Origin of the sequence: Kocuria sp. CPCC 205260, assembly GCF_040981045.1 — a bacterium.
Lineage (GTDB): Bacteria > Actinomycetota > Actinomycetes > Actinomycetales > Micrococcaceae > Kocuria > Kocuria palustris.
In genome coordinates, this window is the sequence record NZ_JAVKPT010000006.1 from 105,590 (window position 1) to 121,489 (window position 15,900).

The 15,900-nt window shown below is 70.4% G+C and carries 12 protein-coding genes; 6 read left to right on the forward strand and 6 right to left on the reverse strand.

What is annotated here, in order from left to right:
- The first annotated feature begins 70 nt into the window (after positions 1-70).
- The 4 genes from deoC to RF645_RS10455 all read left to right on the forward strand — a co-directional run bounded on the left by deoC (position 71) and on the right by RF645_RS10455 (position 4,106).
- Positions 71-778 (forward strand): deoxyribose-phosphate aldolase, encoded by a 708-nt coding sequence (deoC, locus tag RF645_RS10440; RefSeq protein WP_368819053.1) that lies wholly within the window; start codon positions 71-73, stop codon positions 776-778.
- A 140-nt stretch (positions 779-918) separates the two neighbouring features.
- On the forward strand, positions 919-1,215 hold the full coding sequence (locus RF645_RS10445) for a hypothetical protein (protein WP_271403277.1): 297 nt from the start codon (positions 919-921) through the stop codon (positions 1,213-1,215).
- Between the two features lie 954 nt (positions 1,216-2,169).
- Positions 2,170-3,099, forward strand: coding sequence for an ABC transporter permease (locus RF645_RS10450; RefSeq protein ID WP_368819054.1), 930 nt, complete (start codon positions 2,170-2,172; stop codon positions 3,097-3,099).
- Positions 3,100-3,269: 170 nt separating this feature from the next.
- A complete protein-coding gene (locus tag RF645_RS10455) occupies positions 3,270-4,106 on the forward strand; it encodes a purine-nucleoside phosphorylase (RefSeq protein ID WP_368819055.1) in 837 nt (278 codons plus the stop codon).
- Positions 4,107-4,118: 12 nt separating this feature from the next.
- Here RF645_RS10455 and nirD (RF645_RS10460) read toward each other — a convergent pair whose 3' ends face one another.
- Complete coding sequence (nirD, locus tag RF645_RS10460) at positions 4,119-4,601, reverse strand: nitrite reductase small subunit NirD (protein WP_368819056.1); 483 nt, start codon at positions 4,599-4,601, stop codon at positions 4,119-4,121.
- A gap of 230 nt (positions 4,602-4,831) precedes the next feature.
- Here nirD (RF645_RS10460) and nirB point away from each other — a divergent pair, with 230 nt between their 5' ends.
- Positions 4,832-7,429 carry a nitrite reductase large subunit NirB gene (gene nirB, locus RF645_RS10465; protein ID WP_368819057.1) on the forward strand — a complete coding sequence of 866 codons (2,598 nt, stop codon included), beginning with the start codon at positions 4,832-4,834 and terminating at the stop codon, positions 7,427-7,429.
- Positions 7,430-7,432: 3 nt separating this feature from the next.
- Positions 7,433-8,677, forward strand: coding sequence for a uroporphyrinogen-III synthase (locus tag RF645_RS10470; RefSeq protein WP_368819058.1), 1,245 nt, complete (start codon positions 7,433-7,435; stop codon positions 8,675-8,677).
- Here RF645_RS10470 and RF645_RS10475 read toward each other — a convergent pair.
- The 5 genes from RF645_RS10475 to nirD (RF645_RS10495) form a co-directional block, all read right to left on the reverse strand.
- A complete protein-coding gene (locus tag RF645_RS10475) occupies positions 8,650-10,470 on the reverse strand; it encodes an FAD-dependent oxidoreductase (protein WP_158034178.1) in 1,821 nt (606 codons plus the stop codon). The genes RF645_RS10470 and RF645_RS10475 overlap by 28 nt on opposite strands.
- Positions 10,467-12,734 (reverse strand): molybdopterin oxidoreductase family protein, encoded by a 2,268-nt coding sequence (locus RF645_RS10480; RefSeq protein WP_368819059.1) that lies wholly within the window; start codon positions 12,732-12,734, stop codon positions 10,467-10,469. The genes RF645_RS10475 and RF645_RS10480 overlap by 4 nt, the downstream gene beginning before the upstream one ends.
- Positions 12,727-14,082, reverse strand: coding sequence for an MFS transporter (locus RF645_RS10485; RefSeq protein ID WP_246180162.1), 1,356 nt, complete (start codon positions 14,080-14,082; stop codon positions 12,727-12,729). Before RF645_RS10485 ends, RF645_RS10480 begins: the two co-directional genes overlap by 8 nt.
- Before the next feature lie 252 nt (positions 14,083-14,334).
- Positions 14,335-15,159, reverse strand: a complete 825-nt coding sequence (locus tag RF645_RS10490; RefSeq protein WP_368819060.1) for a sirohydrochlorin chelatase — start codon at positions 15,157-15,159, stop codon at positions 14,335-14,337.
- Positions 15,156-15,515 (reverse strand): nitrite reductase small subunit NirD, encoded by a 360-nt coding sequence (nirD, locus tag RF645_RS10495; RefSeq protein WP_158034175.1) that lies wholly within the window; start codon positions 15,513-15,515, stop codon positions 15,156-15,158. Before nirD (RF645_RS10495) ends, RF645_RS10490 begins: the two co-directional genes overlap by 4 nt.
- Positions 15,516-15,900: the final 385 nt, after the last annotated feature.

The window sequence follows — 15,900 nt, forward strand, 5'->3', positions numbered from 1 at the left end:
CCGCGCGGCATCAGAGCCACTGCTCGTCCGCACAGGGCGGGATCCCCCACACATGAGGAAGGCCCAGCACATGACCTCCGCCTACGACCCCACCGAGCGCCAGCCCATCTCCTCGCTGTCGGACATCACCGCCGCGGACATCGCCTCGCGCGTGGATCACACCCTGCTCAAGCCGGAGGCCTCCGCGGAGGCCATCGACCAGCTGTGCGCCGAGGCCCGTGAGCACGGCTTCGCCTCGGTGTGCGTCAACGGAGTGTGGGTGGCCCGTGCCGCCGAGGCCGTGGCGGGCTCGGATGTGCTGGTGTGCGCCGTCGTCGGATTCCCCCTGGGCGCCTCCACGCCCGAGGCCAAGGCCTGGGAGGCCCGCGAGGCCATCCGCAACGGCGCCCAGGAGATCGACATGGTCCTGGACATCGCGGCCGCCCGCGCCGGCGACCGCCCCACCATGGAGCACGACGTCCGCACAGTGGCCGAGGCCGTCCACGAGGGCGGGGCGCAGCTGAAGACCATCATCGAGACCTGCCTGCTCGAAGACTCCCAGAAGACCGTCGCCTGCGAGGCAGCCGTGGCCGGCGGCACCGACTACGTGAAGACCTCCACCGGCTTCTCCACCGGCGGCGCCACGGTCCAGGACGTCGAGCTGATGCGCGCGGCCGTGGGCCGAGGCATCGGCGTGAAGGCCTCCGGCGGCATCCGCACGCACGAGGCGGCCGTCGAGATGCTGCGCGCCGGGGCCTCGCGCATCGGCGCCTCGGCCGGAGCCGCCCTGCTCGGCTGAGCCGCCGCGCGCCCTCGGGCCACGGCTGGGCGGCTCGCGGGCAGGGGCTCGGAGCGGCCGCTGCACGAAGGACGTACACTGGCCGTCAGGAACCCGCACGATCGCGGCCGCACGCGCCGCACCATGGAAACGAGGACTCAATGGCTGTCGATGCCCAGGGACGCAAGGTCCGCCGTCATTCCGGCGAAGGCACCGGCGCGGTCAGCCTGATCCTGCTGATCGGCGCCATGGCCACCATCCTGGTGAGCTTCTACCTGTTCGCCTTCCACGAGAACTGGCTCTTCCTGCTGGGCATCGGCGTCTACGGAGCGGCCCTGCTGGTGCCCACCGGGATCATGGCCTCCAAGACCCGCTCGCGCCCCGTCGGCGGGCACGAGACGGCGCTGGACCTGCCGGCCTCGGCTGCGACCAACATCAGCAAGCCCGCCGGCCACTGAGCCTCGTCCGGAGCATCTTCCGGCCCCTTCACGGCGCGCCGCCCCTCCCCTCGCGGGATCGGGCGGCGCGCCGTCGTCGTACCCAGGAATGTGGCCTCGGCAGCGTTGCGGGCCCGCTGCCGCCCCCGAGCCGCCAGGAGGAGTCGCCTGTGCAGGCCTTCGCGGCGCGAAGGCCTGCACAGGCGATCTCTCACGGGCGGACACGCAGGGTATGGGCAGGAATGAGTACGCGGTCGAGGATCGTCGCCGAGGGGACCCATCCGCCTCAATTCGGGCCCGGAAGGCCGTCCGCTGCGTCCCCTCGGCGTGCTCCTGTCTCCCGCAGTCTCGAACGGGATGGCTGGGGGTGCCGGCTGGGGAGGGCGGACGGGACGACAGAAGCCCCGCACCGACCAGGGTGCGGGGCTTCTCCTGCATCACGGGCCGAAGGGCCTGCGCGACGCGCGCGGATCGTCAGCCGCGCCGAGCTGCCCGAGGATCAGGTGCTCCATCTGCGGGTCTGCCGCTTCAGCGGGAGGTGCTGGTGCCCCCAAGGTCACAAGCACCTTCTGCACAGTACAGCGGCAGGGTGGTGAACCCGTATCCGCTCAACCTTCAGAAGAATAGGTGAGATGTCCTCGATCAGGTAGCGATCCGTGCAGAAAAGCGGACATGTCCCCTAAAATAGCCGAAGTAGATGAGCTTCCGCACAGCGGAGGACATCGGCGCCCTGACGTGGGACGACGTCGGGATCACTGCGAACCGCTCTGCGCCTGCGCTGCGCTCGACGATGCCTGCGGCTCCTGCGCCTCGAAGATCGACACGAGCACCTGGCGAGCCCAGTCGATCACGGCGGCATCGGTGAGGTCCTTGCCTCCGACGCGCGCCGTCTTGGGCTTGGGGATCAGGACCTGACGGGCACCGGAGGCGTCGGCGCCCCATCAGGGGGCGCGCCGCGGCATCTTCCAGCTGGGGGTGCTGCTGCGCCGGCAGCTGCAGCTCATGCGCACGGACCTGACCTCCGCTCTCGTGACCACGTTCATCGCCCCGGCCCTGCTGTCCCTGCTGGTGCTGGTCGTACCGGGCGAGCACGGCCTGACCTACCCGGAGTCCACCGACTCGGAGATCAACCAGCCGCAGATCGTGCTCATCGTGATCCTGCTGGCCGCCGTGGCGATCGGGCTCTTCCCCGCCTGCCGGACGTTCCTGGACGAGAAACGCATCTTCCTGCGCGAGACCAGGACGGGGCTCGGCGTCTGGCCGTACGTCGGGGCCAAGACCCTGGTGACCATCGTGACCTCGCTGATCCAGTCGGCCATCCTGGTGTTCATGGTCCTGTTTCTGGTCCCCCACGACCAGTTCGCCTCCTGGGGGCCCATGTGGCTGGAGCTATGGATCGTGACCTTCCTGCTGATCATGACCTCCTGGCTCCTGGGGTTCCTGGTCTCGGCCCTGGTCGGCCGCTCGGACGTCGCCATGAACACCGCTTCGCTGCTGGTCGTGGTGCAGCTGATCTTCTGCGGGGGGCTGTTCGCCATGGAGGGCGCCCCCGACGGCGTCTCCAAGGCGGTGCCCACCCGTTGGGCCTACGCCGCCATGGCCCAGTCCGCCGACCTGAACGAGATCGTGCGCACCGCCGCGGTGGCGCTGCCCCAGGAGGAGTCCAACGAAGCAGCCCAGGAGAGCCACGACGAGGCGGTGGCCTCGGCCGAGGAGGCCGGTGCCCCCGCGCCAGCACCCCTCGAGCTCCCGGAGATCGACACCTCCGGCGCCGTCCTGGACTCCATGTGGAAGCAGGGCACGCTCAACTGGTGGGGTTCGACCGGCATCACCATGGGCTTCGGCGTGGTGTTCCTGCTGCTCTCGGTGTTCTCGATCCGGCGGGTCAAGAAGCGCAAGCGCTAGCCGCAGGACCGCCCGCCGCCTTAGGCGGAGCCTGGGCGAGGTGGCAGGAGGGACGACGATGGCGGTGACCTGTCGTCGTCGTCGCCGGTCCTTCCGCGACCGGCGACGATCCGTGTACTCCCGCCGCGCGGATCCCGTGCCGGCGTGGTCCGAACCAGGAGGCCTCAGCCGTGGTGGCAGCTATCGATTCCGCAGATCCCTTCGTCGTGGCGCAGGAGGCCGCGCAGGCGCTGCGAGAGCGGACGGGGCTCCAGGTCCACGACATCGCCCTGACGCTCGGCTCCGGGTGGGGCGGTGCCGCCGACCTCCTGGGCGAGACGGTGGCCGAGATCCCGGCCAGCGAGATCCCCGGCTTCTCCAAGCCGGCGCTCGAGGGGCACGTGGGGACCCTGCGCTCGATCAAACTGGCCGACTCCGACGAGGACGGCGCCCCTCGCCATGCTCTGGTCATCGGTGCCAGGACGCACTTCTACGAGGGCCGCGGAGTCCGCGCGGTGGTCCACGGCGTCCGCACGGCTGCCGCCGCGGGGGCCAGGACCATGGTGCTGACCAACGGGTGCGGCGGGCTGAACCCCGGCTGGGCGGCAGGCACCCCGGTGCTGATCTCCGACCACATCAACCTCACGGCCACCTCGCCCCTTGAGGGCGCCACGTTCGTGGACCTGACCGACCTGTACTCCCACCGGCTGCGGGAGCTGGCCCGCTCCGTCGACCCGTCCCTGGACGAAGGCGTCTACGCGCAGTTCACGGGCCCTCACTACGAGACGCCCGCGGAGGTCCGTATGGCGGGTGTGCTCGGCGCCGACCTGGTCGGCATGTCCACCGCGCTGGAGGCCATCGCGGCCCGTCAGGCCGGCATGGAGGTCCTCGGCATCTCCCTGGTGACCAATCTCGCCGCGGGCATCCAGGAGACCCCGCTCTCGCACGAGGAGGTGCTGGAGGCCGGCCAGGCCGCCGGCCCGCGCATCGCCAGACTCCTCGCGGAGATCATCCGGAGGATGCGGTAAGGACCGCGGGCCCTAGAGGCCGAAGCCGGCCGTCGGGCCGGGGTCGGGTTCCCCGGAAGGCGCCGGCTGCCGCACCATGACGAACACCCGCCCGTCACGGACATCGACGACGTGGGTGACCAGGCGGTACTGCGGGCTGGACAGACAGCGGCCGGTCACCAGGGAGTAGACCTCTTTGTACAAGGGCGCGGCGATCGTGGGCTCCCCGCCCTTGGAGCCCACGATCCCTCGGGCGATGGTGCACGACCCGGTCCGCGGATCCCGGTGGTCGACGGCGTAGACGACGTCGCCGGGGAGCCGGACCAGTGCGATCTGGACGCCGTCCACCCGCGCGGCCGCCGCCGTCACGGGTTCCAGGTCCTCGAGGGAGCACACCTCCACGGAGCGGCCGGTCACCGGCAGGTCACCCGTCCGGCCGGAGGACGGTTCAGGGCTCCCGTCCCGTTCCTCCCCGACGTCGGCGCCTGAATCGAGCTCCGCCTCGGCTGCGGTCATGGCATCCTCCCGGGATCAGTCTGCGTGGTCACTGCTCGCAACACTGTGGGCGCTGCGTATTGCCGATGCTCGACTCCCGGATTTCGGGACGGGGACGATCACCTCACATCGGCCGGCGCACCGGGTAGCACCTTGCAACAGATACGCAACAGAGGGGAAAGCCGCGAGCAATCGCTGATTCCTAGTCTGGGAACGCCCGGCCGACCCCGTGGTGCCAGGAGGTAGTTCCCGTGTCCCGTTCGCCTTTTTCGCCCAGCCATCCCCAGCGCATAGCCGTCGTCGGCGGTGGTCCGGCGGCCCATCGCTTCGTCGAGGCCGTCCTCTCCGGCGACGACCACCATGCGGTGGTCGAGGTCTTCGCCGACGAGCCCCATGTCCCCTACGACAGGGTGCAGCTGTCCAAGGCCCTCTCCGCGGAGGTGGACCTGACCCTGGGCGCATCGGTCTGGGACGATCCGCGCGTCACGCTGCGCACCGGGTGCAAGGTGCGTGAGATCGACCCGGACGGGCGGACGCTGCTCACGGAGGCCGGGGAGACGTTCTCATGGGACGAGCTCGTCCTGGCCACCGGGTCGGATGCCGCCCGGCTGAGCATCCCCGGGGCGCAGAGGGCCTTCGTCTACAGGACGCTGGAGGACGTCGCCGCGATTCGTGCCGAGGTCACCCGTCTGCGCGAGAAACTGGGCCGCACTCCCCTGGCGGCGGTGGTCGGCGGCGGCCTGCTGGGTCTGGAAGCCGCTGGAGGACTGCAAGAGCTGGGTGCGGAGTCCACGGTGGTGCACTCGCGCCAGTGGCTCATGAACGCCCAGCTCGATCAGGGTGCCGGGCGCGCCCTGAACGCCTTGATCTCGCAACGCGGTATCCGCCTGCACATGGGGCAGCGTCCTTCCGGGATCAAGCTGGACAAGAAGAGCAACGAGGTCTGCGCCGTCGAATTCGGCGACTCCCCGGATCTCCCCGCCGACATGGTGGTGGTGTCCACCGGCATCCGCGCACGGGACCGGCTGGCCGTCAACTGCGGGATCACCACCGCTGCCCGCGGAGGCATCGTCATCGACGACGCCTGCCGCACCTCCGCCGAGCACGTCTGGGCCATCGGCGAGGTCGCCAACTTCGACAGCCAGTGCGTCGGTCTGGTCGCCCCGGCCAATGCGATGGCGGAGATCGTGGCGGACCGCCTGGCGGGCGGAGCATCGAGCTTCGACGGCTTCGACACCGCCACCAAGCTCAAGCTCTCCGGGGTGGACGTGGCTTCGTTCGGGGACGCGTACGGTGAGGCCGAGGGCTGCCTGGAGATCGTCTACGCCGATCCCGCCCGCGGCCTGTACCAGAAGATCGTGACCACCGCGGACGCCAAGACCCTGCTCGGTGGTGTCTTCGTGGGAGACGCCACCCCCTATCAGTCCTTGCGGCCGCTGCTGGACCGCGAGCTCCCGGGGGAACCCGGCCTCTACCTCTCCGCAGCCGGCGGGGAGGCTCCGGACTCCGAGCTCCCCGACGACGCCGAACTGTGCTCTTGCAACGGCGTCAGCTTCGGGGACGTCAGGGAGGCCGTCTCCTGCAACGTGCATGAGATCTCCGAGCTCAAGACCTGCACCCGTGCGGGGACCCAGTGCGGATCCTGCATCCCGATGCTCAAGAAGACCCTGGACCGGGAACTGGCCAAAGCCGGCGTCGAGGTCTCGAACGCACTGTGCGAGCACTTCGAGCTATCGCGCGCGGAGCTCTTCGAAGCCGTCCGGGCACTGGAGCTCACCTCCTGGGACACGATCCTGGAACGTTTCGGCACGGGGCTGGGCTGTGACATCTGCAAACCAGCCGTCGCCTCCATCCTGGCCTCCCAGCGCGACGAATACGTCCTGGACCCCGGCCGCGGCGGCCTCCAGGACACCAACGATCGTGCCCTGGCGAACATGCAGCGCAACGGCACCTATTCGGTGGTCCCTCGCATGCCGGGTGGTGAGATCACCCCGGAGAAGCTGATCGTGATCGGTGAGGTGGCCAAGAAGCACGGGCTCTACACCAAGCTCACGGGGGCGCTACGCATCACGATGCTCGGCGCCCGCCTGGAGCAGCTGCCGGAGATCTGGAAGGAGCTGGTCGAGGCCGGGTTCGAGTCCGGCCAGGCCTACGGCAAGGCGCTGCGCAACGTGAAGTCCTGCCTGGGCTCGACATGGTGCCGGTACGGCGTGCTGGACTCGGTGGGCATGGGCATCCAGCTGGAACTGCGCTACCGCGGCCTGCGTTCCCCGCACAAGTTCAAGATGGGCGTCTCGGGGTGCGCCCGCGAGTGCGCTGAGGCCCGCGCCAAAGACGTCGGCGTGATCGCCACCTCCGACGGCTGGAACCTGTACGTCGGAGGCAACGGCGGAGCCACGCCGGCGCACGGCGAGCTGCTGGCCCAGGGCCTCGACGACGAGACGTTGATCTCCTACATCGACCGCTACCTCATGTACTACATCCGCACGGCCGACCGGCTCCAGCGCACCGCGCGCTGGCAGGAGGAGCTGGACGGGAAGATCGAGCATGTCAAGAACGTCGTCGTGAAGGACTCCCTGGGCATCGCGGCCGACCTCGAGGAGGCCATGGCCCGGCACATCGGCAGCTACGAGGACGAATGGGCCGCGACCCTCAAGGACCCCGAGCGCCTGGCCCGGTTCCGGACCTTCGTCAACGACGTCGAGACCGACGACTCCATCCGGTGGGTGGCCGAACGCGACCAGCACCGCCCCGCCACCCCCGAGGAGATCGAGGCGGGGCTCGGCGTCCCGGATCCGGTCATGGTGGCCGGCACATCGCTTCCGGTCGGGCCTCCGGCGAAGGTCTGAGGGATGGCGAGGAGTCAGGACGACGATCCGGGCAGCGACCAGGCATCTGCGCTCGCCGATGGCCATCTCCACGAACTGCGGGGACAGCGCATCGGCGTGACCGCCTCCCGGCGTGGCGGCGACCTGTGCTCGGCCCTGGAGCGGCACGGGGCTCAGGTCCTGCATGTACCCGCGCTGTCCGTGGTGCCAGCCGAGCACGACATCCCGGTCATCAACGCGACCAAGGCCCTGCTCGAGCGCAGGCCGGATGCCCTGCTCGTGTCCACCGGCTACGGCCTGCGGCGCTGGCTGGAGACGGCCGATGCGACGGGACTCGGCGGCCACCTGCGCGAAGTGATCGCGGGACTGGAGATGGTGGTGCGCGGGTCGAAGGCGGCCGGGCAGGTGGCGGCGCTGGACCTCGAACCGGAATCGATGACGGTGGTGACCCACGTCAACGAGGGCGTGGACCTGATCATCGACGGCACGGCTCGCCGGGTCGCCGTCCAGCTCCCCGGCGTCCATGACGATGCGGCGGTCCAGCGCCTCTTCTTGGCCGGCCGCGATGTCCAGACACTGGTGCCCTACCGCCTGCAGCACGCGGGACGGCCTGCCGTCCAGTCACTGGTCCAGGAGGCGTGCGCCCGCAGGCTGAACGCCATCGTCTTCATCGCCGCCCCGGCAGTGGACTCCGTCTTCGCGGTGGCTCGCAATGCGGGGCTCTACGACGAGCTCCTGCGGGCGTTCAAGGACGGCTCGGTGGTGCCGGCGGTCGTCGGCGAAGTATGCGCCAGGCCGCTGCAGGACGCCGGGGTCGAGCCCGTGATGCCCGACCGCCCCAGGATGGCCGAGATCGTACGGCTGCTGTGCGAACGGGCAGAGGACGAGCGTCTGCACGTCGAGACCCGGCACGGTCACCTGGAGCTGCGGGGATCACGTTTGACGGTCGAGGATGACGAGGTCTGGCTCACCCCTCAGCAGGTCGCCGTGATGCGCGCCCTGGCCACGGCGAACGGCGCCGTGATCTCCCGTCCTGAGCTGATCAAGGCCGTGCCCGGACTCGAAGGGGCGCACGCACTGGAGATGACGGTCTCCAGGCTGAGGCGCAAGCTGCCGGCGCCCCTGGTCCGCACCGTGGTCAAGCGGGGCTACTGCCTGGACATCACCTCCTCCCATCGGTCGCGTGCGATGGACGTGCCGAACGATGGGGGGACGGATGCCGGCATCGGCGCCGGGAAGGGTCAGGTCGTCATGGAGGCGTCGCGCTGAGCCAGCAGCGCCTGGATCTCGGGGTGGCAGGTTCCGCACCCGGTGCAGGCGCGGGTGGCCGCCGTGATGGCCTCCGCCGTCCGGGCACCGCCGTCGATGGCCTCCTCGAGCACGCCTCGCGTGACCCCGGCGCAACGGCAGACCACGTCCGCGGGACCAGCGGCGGCCGGTTCGGGAGCGGCCCACTGCGAGTCCAGCGAGAGGAGCCAGGTGAGGTCGCCCCGGAGCGGCTCCCCGGCCTCGACCGCCGCGGTCAGCTGAGCCATCGCGCGGGGCCGTGCCAGTGCCACGGCGCGTCGTAGACGGCCGTCGTCCGCGAACTCCGCATGAAGGTCCTGGCAGAGCGCATCGTCGGTGAACCGGATCCGCCTGGCGGGATCGCCGGCGACGGGCAGACCGGAATCGAGGACTACCAGGTCGATGTCCTTGGCCTTGAGCCGCAACACGGACGGTTCGTGGGCCGGCATCGGCTCGACGGGGCCGGTCATGAGGCGGGGGTCGGCGAGGGCCCTCACCTCGGCTGCGATCCGGGCCGCGAGGTACTCGGCCTGCCGCCAGCCCGGCGCGATCATGCCCGCCGGTGCGCTCCGGAGTTCACCCGCCCTGCGCTGCAGGCAGGGCTCGCATCCCGGATCCCGGCACAGGACCTCGGCGCAGTCCCCGATCGCGAAGACCCGGCCCTCCACGTCCGCCTGGAGCTCGTGGTCCACCACGATCCCCTGGAGGACGCGCAGGCCGGCGCCCTCGGCCAGACCGGCTCGCGCCTGGACCCCGCAGGACAGCACCAGCAGATCCCCCGGTATCGATCCCCCGTCGGCGAGCTCCAGCGCCGTGAAGCCGCCGCCAGGGTCGGTGGCCACTGCGACGGCACGGGCCGAACGGCACCGGACACCCGCCTGCCGTAGCCGCTCTGCCAGCAGCCGCGCCGTGCCCGGGGACAGCACCCGCCCGAGCGGATGATCGCCGGTGTGCACCAAAGTGGCCGTACCGGCCGTCTCGGCCGCGGCCAGGGCCGCTTCCACCCCCAGGACTCCTCCGCCCAGGACGACCGTGTGCCCGCGTTCGGCCACAACAGCTCGCATGTGCCGCGCGTCGTCGAGGTCCCGCAGGGCAGTCACTCCTGCCGGGAGAACGGCCCCATCCGGTGAGGGATCCAGTCCGCGCAGATTGGGCCGGACCGCCCGGGCGCCGGTCGCCAGCACCACCCGGTCCCAAGAGAGCCCGGAGATCCCGGCGGAGGCGTCGCTGCTGCTCTCGCTCGCCCCGTCGTTCTCCTGGTCGTTCTCCTGGGCGTTCTCCCCGGCGGCCTCCCCCGGGCCTGCGGCAGCCACGCGAACCGTGATCCGCCTGCGCGTGCGGTCCATCCTCAGCACCTCGGCGCCGAGGCGGACGTCGACCCCCGCGGCGCGCCACGTCTCCAGGTCGGCGACCGTCAGCGACTCGCGGGAGACCCGCCCCACGGCGTATTCGCCCACCAGGATGCGGTTGTAGGCCATGTGGGGTTCGGCCCCCAGGACGGTGACGCGAAGCAGGCCGCGTTCGACCAGGGGCAGGACATCGTCGACGAAACGGGCGGCCACAGGACCGCAGCCCACCACCACGACGTGCTCGCCGACGTCGAACGGGACCCGTGCCCGCACCCTGCGAGCGCGGAAGGCGACGGAGTCCTGCCCGTGAGCCGGCTCCAGCCCGGCCCCGGCCTCTCGCGGGTCTTGGCGCCTGCTTCCACCCGGCGGAAGACCGGCCGACGAGACGGTGGCGCCTGGTCCTGATACGTCCGTGCGATCGGTCACGTGAGGCTCTCCTGAGGATCGTCGATGCGGGGCGCTCCGGCCGGTCCGGGGGCACCGGGCGGCGCAGGTGCTGCCCGTGCGACACGGACTCGCACGGCCTTGAACTCGGGCATGCCCGAGACCGGGTCCACCACGGCTGAGATGAGCCGGTTCACGGTCTGCTCACCGGCGAAGTGGAACGGGAGGAACACCGTGTGCGGTGCGATATCGGCGTCCACGGCCACAGCGGCAGCGGCCTTGCCGACCGCGGAGGCCAGGGCCAGGCGGTCACCGTCGCTCACGCCGAGGCGCGCGGCCACGGTGGGATGCAGGTGCGCCCGCGCCTCCGGAGCGGCGGCCTGCAGCGAGGGGACGCGCCTGGTCTGGGTGCCGGACTGATAGTGCTCGAGGAGCCGTCCCGTGGTGAGCATCAGTTCGATATCCGGCCCTCCGGCGTCGGGGGGTACCGGTGGTTCGGCGATCGAGCCGCGGTCGTGCGCGGGTCCGAGCTCCGCGCGTCGCGCTGCTGTTCGCGGTCTGACGGCCTTCATATGGGCCAGTCCGTCCGCGTGGCCGAACCTCTCCAGGAACATGCGCGGTGTCCCCTCCGGGGCGGCGGCGGTGACCGGCCACTGCCGAGCGCTGGACTCCGCGGGCCCTTCGAGCCCGTCCAGTCCGGCGTGGCTCAGTGCCGAGTAGTCGGCCTTGCCTCCCGCCGAGGCGCGGGTGAGTTCCTCGAAGACCTCCGCGGCGTTCGTCGAGAACGTGCCCGGAGCGTCGAGACGGCGGGCGAGCTCCGCCATGATCCACAGCTCGTCGCGCGCCTGTCCCGGTGGCTCCTGGATCTTCCGGCGGCGAAGCACCCGGCCCTCCAGGTTGGTCATCGTCCCCTCCTCCTCGGCCCATTGCGGGACGGGGAGGATCAGGTCGGCATGCAGGGCGGTCTCGGACATGAAGAAGTCGGAGACGACCAGGAACTGCAGGCGGTCCAGTCCCCGGGCCACCTCCGCCGCGTCCGGAGCCGAGACCACCACGTTGGAGCCGTTGACCCACAGCGCCTGCAAGCCTCCTGGCACGCCGAGCGTGGTCAGCAGCTCGGCGGCCGGAATGCCGGGGCCCGGGATGATCTCAGGGTCCACGCCCCAGACGCGGGCCACGTGCTCGCGGGCGGCGGGGTCGGTGATCAGGCGGTAGCCCGGAAGCTGGTCCGCCTTCTGCCCGTGCTCACGGGCGCCCTGGCCGTTGCCCTGTCCTGTCAGGGTGCCCCAGCCCGAGTTCTCCCGGCCGGGCAGGCCCAGCAGCAGGGCCAGGTTGATCGCCGCCATCACGGTGTCCACGCCGTCCACATGCTGTTCCGCTCCGCGGCCGGTCAGGACATACGTCCCTTCGCGTCGCCGGCTCAGCAGGCGGGCTGCGGTGACGACGTCGGTCGCGGCCACTCCCGTGACGGCCTCCACACGTTCGGGCCACCAGGCCGCTACCGCCGCCCGGACCGCGGCCGTACCGGACGTGCGCTCGGCCAGATAGCCCTCGTCGGCAGCGCCATCGCTCAGGATCACATGCGTGATGCCGAGCAGCAGGCTCAGGTCGGTGCCCGGGCGCGGGGCGAGATGGATCCCGCCGCCGTCGTCGGTCAGGGCCGCGGTCGCCGATCGTCGCGGATCGACCACGATCAGCCCGCCTGCGGCCCGGGCGGAGGCGAGGTGCTGCACGAACGGCGGCATGGTCTGGACGGGGTTCGAACCGCACAGGAGCACGGTGTGCGCCGCGTCGAGGTCCTGGAGGGGGAACGGCATGCCCCGGTCCGTGCCCAGTACCGCGTTGGCGGCCCCGGCCGCCGAGGACATGCAGAACCGGCCGTTGTAGTCGATCCGGGAGGTCCGCAGAGCGATGCGGGCGAACTTCCCCAGCTGGTAGGCCCGTTCCGTCGTCAGCGAGGCGCCGCCGAAGATCCCGGCCGAGTCCTCGCCCTCCCGGTGCTGGATCGCGCGGAAGCGGGAGGCCATGAGATCCAGGGCATCGTCCCAGGCCACGGGTTCGAGGAGAGGCTCGCCGTCCGCGTCGACGCCCACCCTGCGCAGCGGATGCGTCAGCCGGTCCCGCGCGTCCAGCAGCTCGGCGGCGGTCCAGCCCTTGCGGCACAGCCCGCCGCGGTTGGTCGGGAAATCGCGGGGTGACAGCTCGATTCCCCTGCCGGTGCGCGTGAGCGTGATGGCGCACTGCAGGGCGCAATACGGACAGTGCGTGTCGACGGCCTCGGCCGTCGCGGAGACCCCCTCAGACATGTTCCGCGGCCATCGCGGTGCCGCGACGCAGGTAGAACGCCCAGGTGAGCACCAGGGCCACCATGTAGAAGCCCACGAAACCGAAGAACGCGATCTCGTAGCCACCCGTCGCCGACTTCGATGCGGAGAGCACCTGGGGGATGGCGAAGCCCCCGTAGGCTCCCACGGCGGAGATGAGACCGAGGGCCGCGGAGGCCCGCCGTGCGGTGGAGACTCCCCCGGCGGTGTCCTCACCCCTCGCCTCGCGCAGAGCGCCGCGGATGCGGTAGATGGACGGGATCATCCGGTAGGTCGAGCCGTTGCCCACACCCGAGCAGATGAACAGCGCCAGGAACAGCACCAGGAACAGCCAGAAGTTCTGCAACGGCAGGGTGAGCACGACCACCAGGGCGAACAGCGCCATGCCCGCGAACGCGTACACGGTCATCTGCGCACCGCCGAAGCGGTCCGCGAGCTTGCCGCCGTACGGGCGGGCCAGCGAGCCGATGATCGGGCCCATGAACGCCAGGGACAACGACGCCGCGCCCACGGAGAAGGTCGAGAACTCGGGGAAGGTGTCCGCGATCAGCTTGGGGAATACCCCCGCGTAGCCGATGAACGACCCGAAGGTCCCGATGTAGAGGAAGGACATGACCCAGAAATGCGGCTCCTTGACCGCGGCCAGCGAACCGGCCACGTCGCCTCTGGCGTCGGAGATGTTGTGCATGAACCTCCAGGCGCCCCAGGCCGCCACGATGATGAAGGGGACCCAGAACCAGCCGGCCAGGGGCAGGTTCAAGGCCGCCGCACCACCGATCGTGATCACCAGGGGGACCACGAGCTGGGCGATCCCGGCCCCCAGGTTGCCCCCGGCCGCGTTGAGTCCCAGGGCGTAGCCCTTCTCACGGGCGGGATAGAAGTAGGTGATGTTCGCCATCGAGGAGGCGAAGTTGCCTCCTCCGAAACCGGCCGTGGCCGCCACGAGCAGCATGAGCCAGAAGGGGGTCGCCGGGTTGGCCACCGCCAGTGCCAGGCCGATCGAGGGGATCAGCAGCAGCAATGCGGAGATGATGGTCCAGTTGCGCCCGCCGAAGCGCCCCACCATGAAGGTGTACGGGACCCGCAGCGTGGCGCCCACGAGCGACGGCATGGAGATCAGCCAGAAGAGCTGGGAGTCGGTGAACTCGAAACCCGCCCGCGGGAGGAAGACCACGGTGATCGCCCACAGCTGCCACACGGCGAATCCCAGGAACTCGGCGAAGATCGACCATCTCAGGTTGGACCGTGCGATCGCCTGTCCCTGGGCCTCCCACTGCTGCCGGTCCTCGGGATCGTAGCCGTCCAGCCATCGGCCAGGGCGCTCACGCAGGGCGAGCTTGGGAAGAGCCTGAGGGGCCCCGGCGTTCTGTACGCCGGAGTGCTGGAGTTCGGTGCTCACAGAAGCCTCCAAGTATCGAGAAGGCACCCGCGAGGAGTCTTGGGATGCCGTTATTCCCGACCCTAGGAACTCCCTGTTGCCGTGCATGTCGCAGGGCCGTCACTGGGGGGTGACGCTTTGCTCACGTACCCCGGCGCAGGTGGTGAGGGACGCAGGTGGTGAGGCAACAACGGACCCTCAGTGCTACGGGAGCAGGGCCTTGCCCTCTTCCCACCGTTTGAGCACGACGTCCACCAGCTCGGGCGGGACCTCGGTGCCATCCACCAGCAGTGGCTCGGTGACCCTGCCCCCCGCCCGGGCAGACGTGGCGGGCAGTCCCTCGGCTGCCGTCTGCGCGGCCCGGACGGCATCGGCGTGGAACACCCCGGGAGCCACGTGGAAGGAGACCGTGGTGACATCCCGGGCCCCGTCTCTCAATGCGCCGGCGACGGCATCATGGGCGCTGGGCTCCACGGCCGAGACGAAACCGGTGCGGACGTCACGGCCCGTGAGCTCGGCCAGGTCGGCTGCCTGCCGGCGGACGTCCTGAACCGCACGATCGTCGGACGATCCCGCCGCCACCAGCACGATGGCGGGCGCTGCCGTCTCCGCGGAAGAGGCCACGAGGGCTTCATGCAGTGCCGGGGCGGCCTCAGGGCGCCTCACCGCGGTGGTACGGGCCTCTGTGTGGGCGATCCGCCGGGCCATGAGCTCGGACAGGCTCCGATCCGGCCCCAGTGCCCCGGTCACCACGTGATGCGACCGCCCCGCCACGGCCCGGGCCAGGTCCTGGTGCACGTGGAACCCGGCTGACAAGAGCAGGGGCACGATCACCACGGGACGATCCGCGAACTCCTCGCACCGGTCGACGACGTCCGGCTCCTGGACGTCGACCCAGGTCAGAATGACGTCTATGCCGGGCAGCGCCTGCGCGACGGAGGCTGTGATCTCCTCCGTCGCGATCTGCGCGGACCGAGACGTGGATCCATGGGCGCAGAGCAGCAGGACCGGATCCTGCGGGGCGCTCACGAACCCAGCTCGATCAGCACGCGGCCGTCGTCGATCGAGACCCTGTGCACGGGCAAGGAGAGCTCCGCGCCGGTACGGCATTCGCCGGTTCGCAGGTCGTAGACCTCTTTGTACAGCGGGGAGGCCAGGGTGGGCACGCCGTCCACGGTCTCCCCCACGAGGCCCCGGGCCATCACGAGGGCCCCCGAACGGGGGTCGGCGTGGTCGCAGGCGTAGACGGTGTCGTCCTGCATCCTGAACACGGCGACCTGATGCTCGCCGATCAGCGCGACCTCGCCCCAGTCCGGCTCGAGGTCGCTCACAGCGCACACATCTTCAAAACCCCGGGTGCTCGCCGGAGCCGGCTCAGTGCTCATGGTGGTGGTTCCGTTCTGTGTGGGGTCTTCCGGACCGTGTCCTGCGTTCTTCGTACATCCGCACCCAAGCATCCTGCGGCAACCGCATGACCTCGGCGTTACGGAGATGCTTCTATGTCAGCAAAGGTCGAGCGGACTGCCCAAACCGTTGCCGGTGATTTCCGCTCGCGAATGCACGTGAATGCACGTGAATGCCAGGACACGTTAGGAAGCGTCACACTCATGCCACACACGCCAGCTCCCGGAACCGGACGCGAGATCCTGGTGATCGGGGGTGGACCGGCCGCTCACCGCCTCGTGCAGAAGCTCATCCAGAGGGGGCTCGGGGAGGACCGGGTCACCGTCCTGGCCGAAGAGCCGTGGTCCTCGTACGACCGCGTGGCCC